The 16,162-nt window shown below is 54.4% G+C and carries 14 protein-coding genes; 9 read left to right on the top strand and 5 right to left on the bottom strand.

Features of this window, described 5'->3' with window-relative positions:
• From tnpB to HB675_RS12290, 4 genes are all read right to left on the bottom strand, one after another.
• A partial coding sequence (gene tnpB, locus HB675_RS12305) for an IS66 family insertion sequence element accessory protein TnpB (protein WP_213878599.1) occupies positions 1-174 on the bottom strand: 174 nt, incomplete at its 3' end.
• A 482-nt stretch (positions 175-656) separates the two neighbouring features.
• A complete protein-coding gene (locus tag HB675_RS12300) occupies positions 657-2,627 on the bottom strand; it encodes an ATP-binding protein (RefSeq protein WP_213878587.1) in 1,971 nt (656 codons plus the stop codon).
• 424 nt (positions 2,628-3,051) lie between these two features.
• The gene (locus HB675_RS12295) at positions 3,052-6,105 is read right to left on the bottom strand and encodes a DEAD/DEAH box helicase (protein ID WP_213878586.1); all 3,054 of its coding nucleotides are present in this window, start codon (positions 6,103-6,105) and stop codon (positions 3,052-3,054) included.
• 3 nt (positions 6,106-6,108) lie between these two features.
• Positions 6,109-6,942: a Hachiman antiphage defense system protein HamA gene (locus HB675_RS12290; protein WP_213878585.1), complete on the bottom strand. Its 834-nt coding sequence runs from the start codon at positions 6,940-6,942 to the stop codon at positions 6,109-6,111.
• Positions 6,943-7,479: 537 nt separating this feature from the next.
• On the opposite strand from HB675_RS12290, the gene HB675_RS12285 reads away from it, so the two are divergent.
• Positions 7,480-7,734 (top strand): hypothetical protein, encoded by a 255-nt coding sequence (locus HB675_RS12285; protein WP_213878584.1) that lies wholly within the window; start codon positions 7,480-7,482, stop codon positions 7,732-7,734.
• On the opposite strand, the gene HB675_RS12280 is transcribed toward HB675_RS12285, so the two are convergent.
• On the bottom strand, positions 7,709-7,939 hold the full coding sequence (locus HB675_RS12280; RefSeq protein ID WP_213878583.1) for a hypothetical protein: 231 nt from the start codon (positions 7,937-7,939) through the stop codon (positions 7,709-7,711). The two genes, HB675_RS12285 and HB675_RS12280, sit on opposite strands and share 26 nt — an antisense overlap.
• 227 nt (positions 7,940-8,166) lie before the next feature.
• On the opposite strand from HB675_RS12280, the gene HB675_RS12275 reads away from it, so the two are divergent.
• From HB675_RS12275 to HB675_RS12240, 8 genes are all read left to right on the top strand, one after another.
• A complete protein-coding gene (locus HB675_RS12275; protein ID WP_213878582.1) occupies positions 8,167-8,628 on the top strand; it encodes an Lrp/AsnC family transcriptional regulator in 462 nt (153 codons plus the stop codon).
• Positions 8,629-8,767: 139 nt separating this feature from the next.
• The gene (locus HB675_RS12270) at positions 8,768-10,450 is read left to right on the top strand and encodes an NAD(P)/FAD-dependent oxidoreductase (RefSeq protein WP_213878581.1); all 1,683 of its coding nucleotides are present in this window, start codon (positions 8,768-8,770) and stop codon (positions 10,448-10,450) included.
• 14 nt (positions 10,451-10,464) lie between these two features.
• Entirely contained in the window at positions 10,465-11,235 is a 771-nt protein-coding gene (locus tag HB675_RS12265; protein ID WP_213878580.1) for a carbon-nitrogen hydrolase family protein, read from the top strand.
• Positions 11,236-11,991: 756 nt separating this feature from the next.
• Entirely contained in the window at positions 11,992-12,459 is a 468-nt protein-coding gene (locus HB675_RS12260; RefSeq protein WP_213878579.1) for a low molecular weight protein-tyrosine-phosphatase, read from the top strand.
• A complete protein-coding gene (locus HB675_RS12255) occupies positions 12,456-14,126 on the top strand; it encodes a polysaccharide biosynthesis tyrosine autokinase (RefSeq protein ID WP_213878578.1) in 1,671 nt (556 codons plus the stop codon). The genes HB675_RS12260 and HB675_RS12255 overlap by 4 nt, the downstream gene beginning before the upstream one ends.
• Positions 14,127-14,156: 30 nt before the next feature.
• The gene (locus HB675_RS12250) at positions 14,157-14,297 is read left to right on the top strand and encodes a hypothetical protein (protein WP_213878577.1); all 141 of its coding nucleotides are present in this window, start codon (positions 14,157-14,159) and stop codon (positions 14,295-14,297) included.
• Positions 14,294-14,806, top strand: coding sequence for a transcription/translation regulatory transformer protein RfaH (gene rfaH, locus HB675_RS12245; RefSeq protein ID WP_213878576.1), 513 nt, complete (start codon positions 14,294-14,296; stop codon positions 14,804-14,806). The genes HB675_RS12250 and rfaH overlap by 4 nt, the downstream gene beginning before the upstream one ends.
• A gap of 31 nt (positions 14,807-14,837) precedes the next feature.
• Positions 14,838-16,085, top strand: coding sequence for a glycosyltransferase family 4 protein (locus HB675_RS12240; RefSeq protein WP_213878575.1), 1,248 nt, complete (start codon positions 14,838-14,840; stop codon positions 16,083-16,085).
• The last annotated feature ends 77 nt before the right edge of the window (positions 16,086-16,162 follow it).

The raw sequence follows: 16,162 nt of genomic DNA, 5'->3' as shown, positions 1-16,162 counted from the left end.
ATAAAGGATTTTCACGCGGTTACGGTGGCGATTCATGAAAACAAACAGCACGGGGTCGAACACGGCGACCTTGATGTCCAGCTCGACCAGGGCAGCCAGCCCGTCGATGGACTTTCGGAAGTCTACTGGCTTGGGGTAGAGGTAGACTTTTTCGACTTTGGCGTCGGGTCGCATCATGGGTGCGTGCTCCTGAGAGAATTCGGGAGCACAGCATCGGGGATCAGATGCGGGTCTTGAATGTGGGGTTCATGGATCCCTTACACTACTCTACCTTGGGTTTGACGTTCGAGCGTCCTGAGTTCGGCAAATTGGTGCCTATTGGAGCTTACCGTTGCGAGACGCCGACTAGGAGAACCGCTTGCATCGGGAGCGGTTCGTATCATTCTGCGGCTGCATCGCGTCGCGTTGTCCCTCTCGCTCGTGCAGTTGGTAACAATCTAGCTGGGTAAGGAGTGCCGATTAAGCATTGGTACATATTCACGATGCAACACTCCACCTACAGTATTAGCAGTACTATATCGCGTCCTTTACTCAATGCGGCCCACCTAATTCGATAGCTACGGAGTACAAAAAACTGCTAAATATCTCGCCGGATCTAGCCGCAATATAAGTTTATGCCCGCATAACGTTAGGTACTGGCGAAGAGCGTAAAAAAATCATTCATACTTCTCAACCTGGTACACCTCGGAAGAAACGGGATCATTCAAATGTTTAATTAGCTCTTCCAAAATAATCAAATCACAATGTCTAGCGCCAGTCTCGAGATCATGAAGAACATGTGTCACCCCATGATACTGACGTTGAGAAGCATTATCAGAGATCAGCAATGAAGTTATACCATATTTCTCAAGATACAGATCGCCAGTTTGCCAAGCAATACACATATCTATATCTTTTATATTCTTGTCATTACTTTCAAAATCCTCAATCAATCCGTCCAGGCTAAACTTATACTCCAGTATCATTGGATCTGTAACGGCCCCCAGCAGCGCATCAGCCGTCTCTTCAGACACACCTAACGGATTGATCTCGTCATCATAGATATAAAGATCTTTTTTCAAATCAAATGCTATCTTAAACAGTCCATCGTAGGTGAATCGCTCATTCGTTGACATAATACGCAGCCCCCGGATTACCCCGCCCGCAATCAACTGGTGAAACAATGCGATAACATCCTGCTCTCGAGTAGGGTCCGAAGTTATAGATACTCTTTCAACAGGCAAGAAAAAATGCTTACTTGTCAACTCTAACGGTTTTGCAGCCTCGTGCCCGAGCATGTCTTTTTTCCAATTACTAACCAGCATACCCCTCACTAAATCTGGAGAAACACCGGTGTTAGCTTTCATCAATCCGTAGTACTTCGAAAGGTGATTCTCCATTAACTTCTGGCCCACGCTTTTCGCGAAATCGGACAACTCTCGGTGAAAGCCTTTGCGCCCCAAGTCAGGAGTATAGTTATCAAAATGTATCAAAAAGTGAACTTGGTTCTGCCGGCCCGTATATCGCTTAAGGGGAACAATCAGGGTTTCGCCTTGCGGCATATTATTAGCTGCCAGCTGGATTCCGGTGTTCAGTGCTTTATACCCACTCCTGATCCCTAAAGAGTCATTAAATTGTTGCCATAATTTTGTTGTAGAACCAAACTCTACCGAAACAGAAGGTGTATAAACTTCTAGCACATTCAACTCTTCTTCATCAAGCCTACCTTTTAGGATCGCGGCAAGCTCAGCAGACGTCCACGTGTCATAGATAAAGTCGAGGTTCCTATACTTATCTTTTAGTTTACGACCAGCGCCATACTTGGCAAACGTTTTTTCCGATTCATCCGCAACCTCTCGGATCGAGGCGCTCTTACCTGCCGAGTGATGAAGCCACAAATAACCAGTTCCTTTGGATTCGTGAGTTGTTGTTGTTCCATTTGACTTCACTACAACGGTAGTAATTACGGTGCTATCGGACTGAACTGACCCTAATCCGGTTTTTATTAAAAGTATTTTATACCACTGCTCGGCGGTGTCAGTTTTTAGCCAATTCAGTTTTTTTGGATGAGTCGCATCGTCGAACCGAACATTTATTGAGACGCCTCTGTCAAAGGTATGAAATTCCGGGTCGATATCCGGAGTCGATATTGGCTCAACCTTCGGATTCGCACCTGCCGTAACATTTTTAATCCACTTACGAGCGTTCACAATTCTGCCTGAAGCCTGAAAATCTGGCACTTTTGTTGAAATCCGCATGAAATTGAATCCATATGCCACGTAAGTTGCACCTACACCTTTATGCCCCCGTGTTTTCCCAGATTTGAAAGAAAAATTCGGAGCTAAAAACTGTTCGAACTTTTCTTTATCCAATCCTATTCCATTATCGGAAACTGTAAGATTATTCTCATCCAAATCAATAATAATATTTATCTTTGGTGTGTAAGATGCAAGAGAGCCGGATGAAGCCTCAAGGGAGCTTCTCGCCTCTACTGCATCGAGTGAATTTTGGATGAGCTCACAGAAAGGATCATACCAACCCACGTAAGAGCTAAGGATGTTCTCAATCTCTCTCTTAAGTGCTCCAAGCGCCGCCTCGTTAACAGCAGTATTTTTAAATTCAAGAGGGTCAAATGATTTAAAAGTCATAAATATGATCCATGCTCAGAAAAGTGGGTGGGCCAGGCGGCAGACTCCATGAGCTAGTTATAGTGCAATTCGCATTTTTTTTCGATGTGAAAAACGTAAAAACAAAAGACAACGAGCTAGGATAATTAGAAAAAAGCAGGGATTACGCATCCTTCGTTGCATCTGTGATGCCGGCCACTAGCCATCAACGTCCCAAGCTGACGTTGATCCACACTCGGGTACGCTACTCCCCAAGCTTTTACTGCAAGACGGGGAAAAATCCATACCGAACCAGCATCAGACGTTCGCTTATAAACAGAGTTGTCATGGAGTTTTTATCCCCCCGAAAACTCGCCCAGCCTAGTGAAAAAACGTTAATATGTCGGATTATGTATGTTACTAGCATGCTGACAACTTACCAGCCATAAAACCAACAGCTAAAGTATCAACTATCGCCGGTTTTACCGTTGATTTTCAGCCATATGCCATAGATATCTGGATCTATACGCCGCCTATCGTTACCTCGAACGATTCTGAAGAGTTCTTTCATATCTAACCCTTTAAAAAAGCCTATTATATCTGTTGTCCGTCGCTTCCCCCAATTGGGCGCGCCGTAAGCGGCTGCAATCCTAGTTGCGTCTACGCGCTCCACGCCCAGCCCCATCACCAACTGCAAGGCGTTAAAATTTGGTACACCCTCTGCGGCCAGTACAGATAAGTCCCTGACGCCACCTTGTACTTTAATTCCCCGACGCTTCGCTTCATAGGACAAAAGTTCAGCCACACCATAAAGCGCCCAAGGAAGCAAATATTGAACTTTTGAATAAATCATACGAACCAATTCACCCAAATTCTTATTTGTCTGTCGATCCCGTATTGATGTGAGAGGTTGGCCTTCTACCCATATACAAGAAACAAAGGACGTTACCCCCCCTAATTTATCTCCTTCAAACTCGGACATGAATTTTGACACAGGCCCCAACAAATAGCTTAAGGCATCAAACTTGTGAATATGCCCCCCTACTACTATTAGACCAAATTTTTCCAAACGCCAATCTTCAAGTGACATCAACCACTCATGGAGTTCAGCCTGAGCTTCCAGCGACCATCCAATGCGAGCTGCAATGTGCATTAATTCAGCATCTGAAGAGAAGGCTTTCTGTATTACTTTTTTCTGCTGCACGCTGAAGGAGTCAGCGAACTCTTTAACTTCCTGACTCATCTGCTTCGATGCAAACATACTAGTTGAAATTTCAGAAGCCTTGTCGGAATTTAAACTAACCAGTCCGGCAACACTTGCGTGTGTATAGCTAACTCGAACCAGATTCACTAACCCACGAATCCTCTTAGCAAGAGCAGTATTTTTCCCATCTATTTTTATGTTGCCAAGCTTGATACTTTCCAAATCGACTTCTTGGATCTTTCCAGTCTCCATAGTCTCCTTTAACTCAGCCAAAGCCGTCCCTAAAGCCGACTGTACTGGAGGTATAGAATCCAAAGTCGTTCCAAGATAATCTTGTAGGGTAAATCCTTGTAGCTTATGCTCAAAGCTTTCAGGCTCGAATATAATACAGTGACCTTCTGAGTCGACACCAAACCTCCCAGCTCGTCCTGCAATATTCCAGAGAGATCGCGGCGTTATCTGATAGTTCTTTGAAACCAAGGATTCTACAAGTACGGTTGCGAAAGGAAAATTCACACCCTCTGCCAATGTTGTTGTGGCGCAAACTATATCTACCTTCCGCATCGAGATGACATCTTCTAGCGATGCGCGGACACTAGGAGGAAGTTGAGCATGATGAAAGGCTACTTTTCTTTTAATATGGTTTCTTAGAGACGATTCAGGATATAGCTCTCGCTCAATTTTAGCGTCTAATCTTTCTAGATCGTCTGCCTCATCTGGACCTTTATCATTTTCGGTCTCCGGCCTCATTAGATATATACACTCTGCCAGATCCTCACACATTTTTACTGTCGTGCAAAGGATCAGAACAATTCCCGAACCGGAAAGTGTTATGGCTAAGCTAGCCAATCTGCTGAGACGATCATCATGATTCGTGACAGCTAAAGCGGTAGGGCCTAATCCTTCAAATTTTACTTCTCCCTTACCGGAAAGAAAATCGAATGTTCCTATTCGTAGTCGGTTGGTTCTCCAATCCACTTTTACCGACGAAGATTTTCCGCCCAAGCTCAGCCAAGAGACCAAATCCGCTATATTTGGTGTTACTGCAGAGAGCTGAATAATTCTCGCATCTTTAGATACAAGCTGCCTGATACGCCACAGATAAAACTCCAACAGGATGCCTCTAGACCCCTGCTCAATGTGGTGCGCCTCATCAACTAAAACAAGCGCGATATTTCTCACAAACTCCTGATCTACCCGTAGCAATAGATCAGCCCTTTCTGGAGTGAAAACTAGGACGTGCGCGTCAGAATCAGCAGGCGTAGATAATTGCTCATGAACTGTTAAATGGGCTCCCAGCTCCCTAACTTTTATCCCTATGCGTCCTAGTGACTCCGACAAATCTCTAGTGACCTGATGAACGAGCGCGCGACTTGGAGAGATATATACTATTTTTTTATCCGGGTGGGATTTCAGGGCCGAAGCAATTAGAACCTTAGCTAGCGAAGTTTTGCCCGTCCCGGTCGGTGCGGCCAGACCATAGCTAATTACATCACCCGCAAGTAGCCCCTCCTCGATAGCTTGCTTTTGAACGGGCCAAAACTCAAGAGGAACACTTAAAGAATTAATGATCGAGCGATCTAGACCTGAATATTTTTCTAGAATGGACAGACTCGAGTATTCACGCCTTTGATCAAGTACCTTTGAGATAGCATTAAAATCATCACCAGCGAGCTCCAGCCGATAACTTCCCGCCTGTTCCCTAAGTTCGCGAAGCACGGAGTGCACTTGATCTGCTTTGATGTTCCCCGATTGAAGGTTCTCACCCTGCTGAAAAAATGCTTCTGCTATGGCTCTATGAACCAGTCCATTAACATCATCGTAATTTTTTACCTCTAGGCTAAGTATTTTATCCTCAGCCGGGTCCGTTGAGGTATCTTTCAAGGCCCCCCACAAACTCCCTCGACGCCTTAGGAAAAAGTCTTCTACCCGATCATCGAAAGCTGAATCTCTAGCGACTTTTGCCGATGCGCCCGGCAGCCCAGCAAGGTCATATAACAAGGCGGCCTTTAAAAAATGTTTACGTTGGGCGCCAGAATCTGATTCATTTACGGAGCCAATCCCAAACCCCGCCTCGATATCACCGGCGGCCACACACAAAACGCGCTCTAGTCCCGACTTCGAGTCAATCCATGCAGGTGCACTTGCAAGAACGGCCTGGCTAAATCGCAAAAGGCTTCTTTTTGCCAAGACGGTTTTATTTTCATGGTACGGTTTGCCCAATCTGTCATCTAATATTTTATGCTGAAGCTCCGAGTACCCTAAAAGGAACCATTCAGCTTGCATACAAGGGCTGAGCTCATCTGCATCGAACATAAATTAGCTTCCTGCTATAGCGTCCATAAGAGTTTTCCCGTACTGATATGACTCGCTAGCAAGCACTGCCAAATCATCAACAACGATAGCCGAAAAATCGAACGGGTATGAAATATTAGAGCTAATAATAAAGTCATCATCAGCGCTATGTACTGTTGATGAATTAACTACCGCAATGCCAAGAAAAGAACATTTTAGAGGGCCTGGCGGAACCAAATCTCTTTTTATTTGACGTGCTTCTTTTTCTGAAAAGGACGCGGATAAGTTATCTCTAATTTTGGCAAAATCAAATCGCTCATCGTCTTTACTGTACCCTTCTATCGACTCGAGCATTTGCTTAAGTATGCCATGCCGGTGCCCTGCAAACTTAGTCTTGACAGTTGGGAGTATGCTGCTCTTCGCTTCTACCAGCAGATACTCAAACTCATCGCCGTCTGTTTTGACAAAGAAGCCATCCATCTTATGAACGTTTGTATTTTGAGAAGATGTCAAGGTCAGTTTACTATACAATTTTCTATACCCTAAAACCTCCTCCAAATAAACAGATGACAATATTTCCCCACAGTGACTGTTTTGGAATTTAGGAGTAGTTGGGGCCTGTGAGAACAACGACCATATCATTTCCAAAGCATCATGCTCGGCGCCGAAGTCTTCACCAATCTTTTCAGGAGCACGATAGTGGTATGGTAGTTTCCCACCAATGTATCTTGAAAGCTTTCTGCCCCCATGTTCCGACTTCAAAAAAGACCGTCTTCCCGCTCTTACCTTTTGTATCGTCAAGCACGAGGATGCAATATCAACAGTACCATCGACATACAGTTTTAGATCAAGTGGCAAAACACTCTCCTTGTTGTCAGTATTCCTCAGCATCGATCCCGGCGCGGAGGAGCTGTTTGAAGCACCTGACTGAGGTGCAGCGCTAGCTCTTCGAGGGCAAGGCCCAAATCACAATCTACAGCAATGGTGGCACTTTGGTGCAAATTTAGCATAAGGTGAACGTAATTCCAGACTCTTGAAAACGGCCGAGCCATGATTTACGACCCTGCTGGTGGTTCCATGTAGGTTCAGTACATCCACGGTACAGTACTCAGCTTGATCAACCTTCTCAAAACTGCGCTCAACATCAGTAATTACGGGGCCTCCAGCTATGCCAACCTACGTTCACCTACGAACGATTTCTCTAGGCATAGCACGTCGCCCAGCAACTCATAATCCCTTGGTCGTAGGTTCGAGTCCTACTGGGCCCACCACCTTCAAAGCCGCGCACTGCGCGGCTTTTTTGCGCCTCTGAAAAGGTCATCACCCCCCCTTGAATCCCTTCACAGACCCTGTGCAGACTGCACCCCAGGCCCAATAACCACCAAGGAAGCCCCGATGCGCACCTTCGACCTGATTCGCGGCGCAGTACTCCCGGACTTTCGCGAGCGGGTCGCCGACTACCTCGTCGAGTACGAAACCGTACTGACAGATAAGTCAGCCAACGCAGAGTTGGTGCACGCCACCGCCCACCAACTGCGCGGCTATCTGCGCGGGCTGAACACTGTCCGCGTACTGGGCATGGCCGATTGGGAAGAGCTTGATCGGCGGGTGCTGTCCACCTGGCTCATCCCACCTGAAGAGCAAGCCTGACCACCGCGCCATTACGGGAGTAGGCGACCGAGCGATCAAGCACGCGCGCGACAGGCCAGGCGTCGAAAAACAAGGTGACGGCGCCGATCCGTATAGCCAGAGCGGCCCATTCCACTGTCCAATTACACTCGCCCAAAGTTAGCACGTCAACTATGTCGAGTTGGGTCAACGGCAATAGGCCGGGCAGCGCCAGCACGGCGGCCAAGCCCTGTTTCCATGAGTCATACGCGCAAGGCGCAGGAGCCGATCGAGGATGAGCGTGTGTCCAGTTAGTTGCCCCGCCCCACTCGTTAATACAGAGAGCTCACGATAAAGCTCTGTGCCTTCCAACTAGCCCTCAACTAACCCGCGTTCAACCATGCCCCCTCCCGCTCGGAAATCCCGCCCCATTCCCGGTATCATCCCCGCCAGCCCCCGCCACCGGAACCCACCATGACCGACACCCGCCCCCCTGCCTTGGACGCCATCGACCGTCAACTTATCGGCGCACTCCAGCTCAACGCGCGGGAAAGCGTGGCCATGCTCGCCCGCCAGCTTGGCATCGCGCGGACCACGGTCACGGCCCGCCTGGCGCGGCTGGAGAAGGCTCGGATCATCACGGGCTACGGCGTGCGGCTGAGCCAACGGATCGTCGATGGCGGGTTGCAGGCGTACGTTGGCATTACCGTGCAGCCGCGATCGGGCAAGGAGGTGGTGCGTCGCTTGAGCGCCATGGCCCAAGTGCAGCAGCTGTGCGCGGTAAGTGGCGAGTTCGATTACGTGGCGTGGTTGCGTTGCGAGTCGCCGGAGCAGCTGGATCAGTTGCTGGACCAGATCGGCAATGTGGAGGGCGTCGAAAAGACCACCACCTCAATCATCCTCAGCAGCAAAATAGACCGTGCCGAGCCAGTCTGATCACCAATAGGGTCATAGTGACCAGAAATACAGCATAAAGACGACACTCTGCGTCTTATTTACGGGCAACAGCCACCCTAGACTGACTTCCCTATACTGATGCCAGCGCATCAGCTCTCAGGATCAGCAAGGGCCCGCCATGACCAGCCACAACCGCCACCCCGCCGACGGCAAAGCGCCTGTTACCGTATTCGGTCCGGACTTTCCCTTTGCCTTTGACCAATGGATCGAGCACCCGGCCGGGCTGGGCAGTATCCCGCAGGCGCGCTGGGGTGAGGAGGTGGCGATTGTCGGGGCCGGGATTGCCGGGCTGGTGGCCGCTTATGAGCTAATGAAGCTGGGCCTCAGGCCGGTGCTGTATGAGGCCTCGAAGATGGGCGGTCGCCTGCGCTCGCAGACGTTCGCAGGCACTGACGGCATCGTCGCCGAACTGGGCGGGATGCGCTTTCCGGTGTCGTCCACGGCCTTTTATCATTATGTCGACAAGCTGGGCCTGGAAACTCGGCCGTTTCCCAACCCGTTGACGGGGGCTTCCGGGAGCACGGTGATCGATCTGGAAGGCGAGACCCATTACGCCGAGAAGCTGACCGACCTGCCCAAGCTGTATCAGGAAGTGGCTGATGCCTGGGCTGATGCGCTGGAGGCCGGTTCGCGCTTCGGCGACATTCAGCAGGCCATACGCGATCGCGATGTGCCGCGCCTTAAAGAGCTCTGGAATGCACTGGTGCCCATGTGGGATGACCGCACCTTCTACGATTTCGTCGCCACCTCGAAAGCCTTTGCCAGCTTGACCTTTCAGCACCGCGAAGTGTTTGGCCAAGTGGGCTTCGGCACTGGCGGCTGGGATTCGGACTTCCCCAATTCGATGCTGGAAATCTTCCGCGTGGTCATGACCAACTGTGACGATCACCAGCACCTGGTGGTGGGTGGCGTCGAGCAGGTGCCCAAGGGTATCTGGCGCCATGCGCCAGAGCGTTGCGACCACTGGCCGGCTGGCACCAGCCTTAGTTCGCTGCACCACGGAGCGCCGCGCTCCGGGGTCAAGGCCATTGCCCGCGCGGCGGATGGGCGTCTGGCGGTGACCGACAACTGGGGCGACACACGCCACTATGCGGCCGTGCTGACCACCTGCCAGAGCTGGCTGCTGACCACTCAGATCGAGTGCGAAGAGTCACTGTTCTCGCAAAAGCTGTGGATGGCGCTGGACCGTACCCGCTACATGCAGGCGTCGAAGACTTTCGTGATGGTCGATCGGCCGTTCTGGAAGGACAAGGATCCCGAGACCGGCCGCGATGTCATGAGCATGACCCTGACCGACCGCCTGACCCGTGGCACGTACTTGTTCGATAACGGCGACGACCAGCCCGGGGTGATCTGCCTGTCCTATTCGTGGATGAGCGATGCCCTGAAAATGCTCCCGCACCCGGTGGAGAAGCGCGTAAAGCTGGCGTTGGACGCCTTGAAGAAGATCTACCCCAAGGTGGATATCGCCGGCCACATCATCGGCGATCCGATCACCGTGTCCTGGGAAGCCGATCCGCATTTCCTCGGCGCCTTCAAGGGGGCCCTGCCGGGTCATTACCGCTACAACCAGCGGATGTACGCGCATTTCATGCAGCAGGACATGCCCGCCGCGCAACGCGGAATGTTCATTGCCGGCGACGATGTATCATGGACGCCCGCCTGGGTCGAAGGGGCCGTGCAGACGTCGCTCAATGCCGTCTGGGGGATCATGACCCACTTCGGTGGTCACACTCATGCGGATAATCCGGGCCCAGGCGACGTCTTTGCCGACATCGGCCCCATCGCCTTGTCAGACTGACCCGGAGACTCGCCATGCACATTGCCCTGTACCAATGCCTGCCGCGCCCGCTGGACGTGGCTGGCAATCTCCAACGCCTGGAAGAACAGGCCCGCGCGGCCAAGGCCGACTTGCTGGTTTGCCCGGAGATGTTCCTCACGGGCTACAACATCGGACTGCAAGCCGCGTCGCGCTTGGCGGAACCTGCCGATGGGCCGTCGATGCAACGCATTGCCCAAATGGCGCGCGAGCATGACATTGCCATCCTCTACGGTTACCCCGAACGCGGTGCCGATGGCCAACTGTACAACTCGGCGCAGCTGGTCGATCGTACCGGTCGCCCGCTGCTCAATTATCGCAAGACCCACTTGTTCGGCGCCCTGGATCGCTCAATGTTCAGCGCCGGGGCCGAGCACTGCCCCGTTGTCGAGCTGCAAGGCTGGAAGCTGGGCGTGCTGATCTGCTACGACCTGGAGTTTGCGGAAAATGCCCGTCAGCTGGCGCTGGCCGGAGCGCAGCTGATCGTGGTGCCCACCGCCAACATGCAACCGTTCGAGTTCATCGCCGACGTCACCGTGCGTAGCCGTGCCTTTGAAAATCACTGTTACGTGGCTTACGCCAACTACTGCGGAGTCGAAGGAGAGATTCACTACTGTGGCCACAGCAGCGTAGCTGACCCGCTTGGCCATGTGTCAGGCCAAGGGCAACTGGCCGAAGGTCTGGTCACGGCGACCCTCGATTCATCGGTTGCCAGCGCGGCACGTCATCACAACGACTATTTGACGGATCGGCGCACCAACCTCTGAAGCCTTGGGCGACAGCGCCGGATTCTGGTCAATAAACGATCAGCGCAAGTGAAAAGCCATTTTTTTGGCGATGACTAACAGGGCAAAAAAGTTCAATGTATTTTAATACTTAATGAAACTTTTTTGCCGATGCCCATAATACGGCGTCTCAGCCCCCCGATGAAAACCGCCACGTTGACAATCACCCAGGCCGCGTCAAAAAACTCCGATATTTCTGCGCCAAGTTTCTAACACTTATAACAATCAACAAGTTAACCCTCAACATGGTATCAAGTAGCCATTATTGGAATTATTCTGTAGAAATTATTTGACAGGTCACGCTGGAGAGCCGATATATCTCCTTCCGGCCGTTGCACGTGCCGGAGCGGTGGTGCCTTCTGAGCGTCCCGCGATACACATTCGTGACAAAACTTATAAACGCGATCTGCCAACTTCAAAGGATTGCCTCCCCTCGACAAGACCCCGGGGCGCATGAATGTTGGCCATCTTCGCGTGTGCTGCTGCACCGTCTGCAGACGACAGCGGGGCTGTAATGTCAGTGATGCGATGCTCCATCGGCCGATGGACACCACAGCACGGCGGACCTAGCGGTAGCTTTGCCCAACACAATGTGAATCGGTTTCGGCCAGGACAGCCACCCAGCGCTTGAGTGCTAGCAGTTTTTATCAATACCAGGATTCGTTGCCATGTCACAGTTGCCCCATTGCTTGCCCGCATCATCATTGTCCGCGCCTGCGTCACGAGGTCGGCGCTGATATGTTCAGCCGTGTGTTGATTGTCTGCGTTGGCAATATTTGCCGCAGCCCGATGGCCGTGGCCATGCTGCGTGAACGCTGCACCGCCCAAGGCGTGCAGATCGATTCGTCGGGACTGCAAGCCTGCGCGGGGTTCGACATGGAGCCGACCGCCAAGGAAGTGCTCGACGACTTCAACGTCGCCAGCTACGAACATCGCGCCAGCCAAGTCACCCTGCAGCAGTTGCACTGGGCCGACCTGGTGCTGGTGATGGAGCACAACCACCTGCGCAGCGTGTTGAAGCTGGCACCGGAAGTGCGCGGGAAGGTCTGCCTGATCGGCCGCTTCCGCGATGACATGGAAGTGGCGGACCCCTTCCGCCGGCCCAAAGGTGCATTTGTCGATACCTATAACAGCCTGACCCGTTGCGTCGACGACTGGTTGCCTCATCTGGGCGCGCGCGGCGCCGTGCGGAGGGTACAAGCATGAAAGTGCCCAGCTTGACGCAGATCCTCCACGGTGTGCGCCTGGTGCTCAGGCACAAATTTCTGATCGTGGTCAGCACTGGCGTGTGCGCTGGCCTCGGCTGGGGCTATACCCAGCTGGCGCAGCCGGTTTACCAGGCCACGGCACTGATCCAGATGAGCACCGGCAGTCAGGCCAGCCTGGACAGCGCTGTCAGTGCCCAAATGGCGCTGATGAAGTCCCAGGACGCCATCAGCAAGCTGGTGGCTGGGGACAACCTGGAAATCACCCATACCGTGGCCCACCTGACCTTGCTCGGCAACTTCTTCGCCCGGCATTTCAAGCCCACGCCCGCTGAACCGGTTGCCGCTCCGCTGCTGGGAATGGCCACCTATGGCTGGGGAGGCGAAACGCTGGATGTGCAGACCCTCGAAGTGCCGGTAGGCCTGCTGGGTGAAACCTTGACACTGGTGGCCGGAGAAGATGGCCATTACACCCTGTTCGCGCCACAAAAAGTCCTGCTGCTCTCGGGCCAAGTGGGGCAACCGGTTCAGGCCAACGGCGTGACGGTCCAGATCAACCAACTCGTGGCCCGCCCCGGCACCCTGTTGTACATGCAACGCAATCGCGTTGCTGACTCCGCCCAGGAATTCATCGACCGCTTGACCCTGGTCAGAGGCCCGCGCGGCTCGGGACTGATCTACCTGAAGCTACAAGACACCCGGCCGGACATCGCCACCCGCATGCTCGATGCCATCAGCCGGCTGAATGCCGGGGGCGCGAAAGTGATCGACAGCGCCAACACCGACCTCGACGCCCCCGCCAGCCCCCGGGTCGACTGGATCGTCGGCGTCTGTGCGTTGCTCGGGCTGTTCGCGGCCCTGGGTCTGATGGTGGTGCGTCAGGTGCTTCACGAAAGCACCCGCGGCCCGGACTCCATCGACGGTACCGGGTTGCCGGTGCTGGCGTCGCTGCCTTGGTCGCCGCGGCAGAAACGCCTCGGTTCACGAGGCCCGCTGCTTAGCCAGGTCGCCCGGGAAGACCTCAGCATGGAGGCCTTGCGCAGCCTGCGCACCAGCCTCTACCTGAGCATGCTGGCAGCACCGAACAAGGCGCTGTTGCTGTGCAGCCCGAGCTCCGACGCCGGTACGTCATTCATTTGCAGCAATCTGGCGGTCATACTGGCTCAGGGTGGCCAGCGCGTGTTGCTGGTGGACGCCAACCTGCGGCGCGGTCGGCTGCATGAAGACTTCAACCTGCGCCCGGCTGTGGGCCTTGCCGATATTCTCGCCGCCCAGGGCAATCGCGATGATCTGATCAACCGCACCAGCATCACCGGTCTCGACTTCGTCGGCAGAGGCCGCGCCACCTCGGCGTCTGCCAAGCTGCTCAGCGCGGCGTCCATCGAAGGGCTGCTCGAAGAGTGGGAGGGGCGCTACGACGTGATCATCTTCGACGCGCCTCCCCTGACCTCCGGCCCGGATGCCGCTTTGTTGGCCCGCCAGGTAGGAACGGTGCTGCTCGTGGCCCGCGAAGGCAAATATTCGGTGAGCGACCTGGACGCTTGGCGCCAGCGCCTGGCTCATCAGGGCGCCCCGGTCCGCGGGGCGGTGTTCAACGGAGAGTTGCACGCGCCAGTCAAACGGACGGCAAGCGTCGCCGGCGCCTACGGCTACGAACCCACGCTGTAACAGATTCAGGCAGGCTTAAGGATGACGGCCATGAACACCACCCTTGCATTGATGCAGATTGGTTTTGCGCTTCAACCGGGACACCGCTCGCGCGCCTGCCAAGGCATCGAGCGGCGGCCCGACAACGCCGTGCTGTTGTTTTCAACTACTCACGTCGAGGCACGCCCATGAGTTCTTTTTCCAGCAACGCCAACTGGTACTTGATCCAGACCAAGCCGCGCCAGGAAGCCCGTGCGCAGGAGCACCTGACCCGTCAGAACTTCGAATGTTTCCGACCGTTGCACAGCCCGACAAGCGAGGCGCGCAAGAGTCGCCGAGAGGAAGAACTGTTTCCGGGTTACGTGTTCATCCGCATGGACGAGGAACACAGCTGGTACCCGATCCGCTCCACCCGCGGGGTGTCTCGAGTGGTGGCGTTCGGCGGGCAGCCCTGCCCCGTGCAGGACGCGCTGATCGAGCAGATCCGCCAGCGCATGGCCTGTTCCACGCCAAAGCGGGCCCAGTTCACCCACGGAGAAAGGATCATGGCACGCACCGGTGACAGCGACGTCCAGGCCATTTTCCTGTGCGATGACGGCGAAGAGCGAGCGGTCATCCTGCTCAACCTGTTGCAGCGCGAACAACGGGTGATTCTTCCCCGCAGCGCGTTGTCGCCCATGCCAGTCCACGCCCGCTACTGACGCCCGCCACCACCGCCGGAGGGCTTGCACCATGAACCTGCTGTTCATCAACAGCCTCTACCCCCCGCACAACGGCGGTGCGGCCGATCTCGCCCTGCAGCTGGTGATCGAGCGCCTGCAGCACCGGGGTCACCGGGTTTGCGTGCTGGCCACCGGTCCGACCAGCGGCCTGCATCTGGATCGGGTCAAAGGGATCAAGGTCTATCGCGCCGGGCTGCTCAACAGTTACTGGCATTTCAGCCAGCAACGCCCTACAGCCCTGGCCCGCCTGGGCTGGAACCTGCGTGACCGCTACAACGCCGGCATGGGTTCATTCGTCGCGCAGGTGGCCGAGATCGAACAGACCGAGCTGGTGATTTGCCACAACCTGGCCGGCTGGTCGGTGGCCGTATGGGACGCCGTCGCCCGCCTGGGGCTGCCAACGGTCCAGGTCTTGCACGACATGTACCTGCTCTGCAGCAGTGCCAGCCTGTTCAAGAATCAGCAGCGTTGCAGGCGTCAATGCAGCCTGTGCCGGCATCTGCGCGACGGGCATGCCGAGCGGTCGGCGCAAGTGGACGGGGTGATCGGGATGAACCGTTTTCTGCTGGAACGCCTGCGCGATGATGGCTTCTTCAAAGGCGCCCTGAGCCGGGTGATCTACAGCACGGGCGCCCACGGCGAGGACAACGTCGTGCGTCTGCCCCAAGGGCGTCTGACCGACGGCGAGCCGCTGCGCTTTGGCTACCTGGGCACCTTGTCGGAACCCAAGGGAGTCGGCTGGCTGATTGACCAATTCCAGCGCCTGCCTCTGGCGGCGACGCTGCACATCGCCGGCCGCGGTCAGGCGCACTACGAGCGCGAACTGCGCCGGCAGGCCAGGGATAACCCGAACATTCATTTCGCAGGCCAGCAGAGCGCGGAAAGCTTTTACGCCCATATCGATGTGGCGGTGGTGCCGTCGGTTTGGGATGAGCCCCAGGTGGTGGGCGCGGTGCACGCGTGCGCGCAATCGGTCCCAGTGATCGCGAGCCAGCGCGGTGGGCTGCCGGAGATTATCCACGAAGGGGAGAACGGTTTGCTGTGCGAGCCTGACGATGCCGATTCGCTGGGGCGGGCGATGCAGCGGCTGGTGGATGAGCCAGCCCTGCGCCAAAGCTTGGCCAGCCAGGCGCGTGCCAGTGTGGCGCCGCTGCTGGACGTGGAACGGATGGTTGACAGTTACCAACAATTCTTTCTTGAGGTGCTGCTCAAGCGTGGCGTTCGTCAGGCGATAACGTCTGTAGCGTTGCCATCGTGATTCAGCGCTGGCATAGAAACACCGGGAAATATTTAATAGCTTTCTGCCACACTTTACGGATCATTCGCGCCGCTCAG

Origin of the sequence: Pseudomonas sp. dw_358 (genome assembly GCF_018449655.1) — a bacterium.
Taxonomy (GTDB): domain Bacteria; phylum Pseudomonadota; class Gammaproteobacteria; order Pseudomonadales; family Pseudomonadaceae; genus Aquipseudomonas.
Note: the sequence above shows the minus strand (reverse complement) of the source record. Positions and strands in the feature narration are given on the sequence as shown.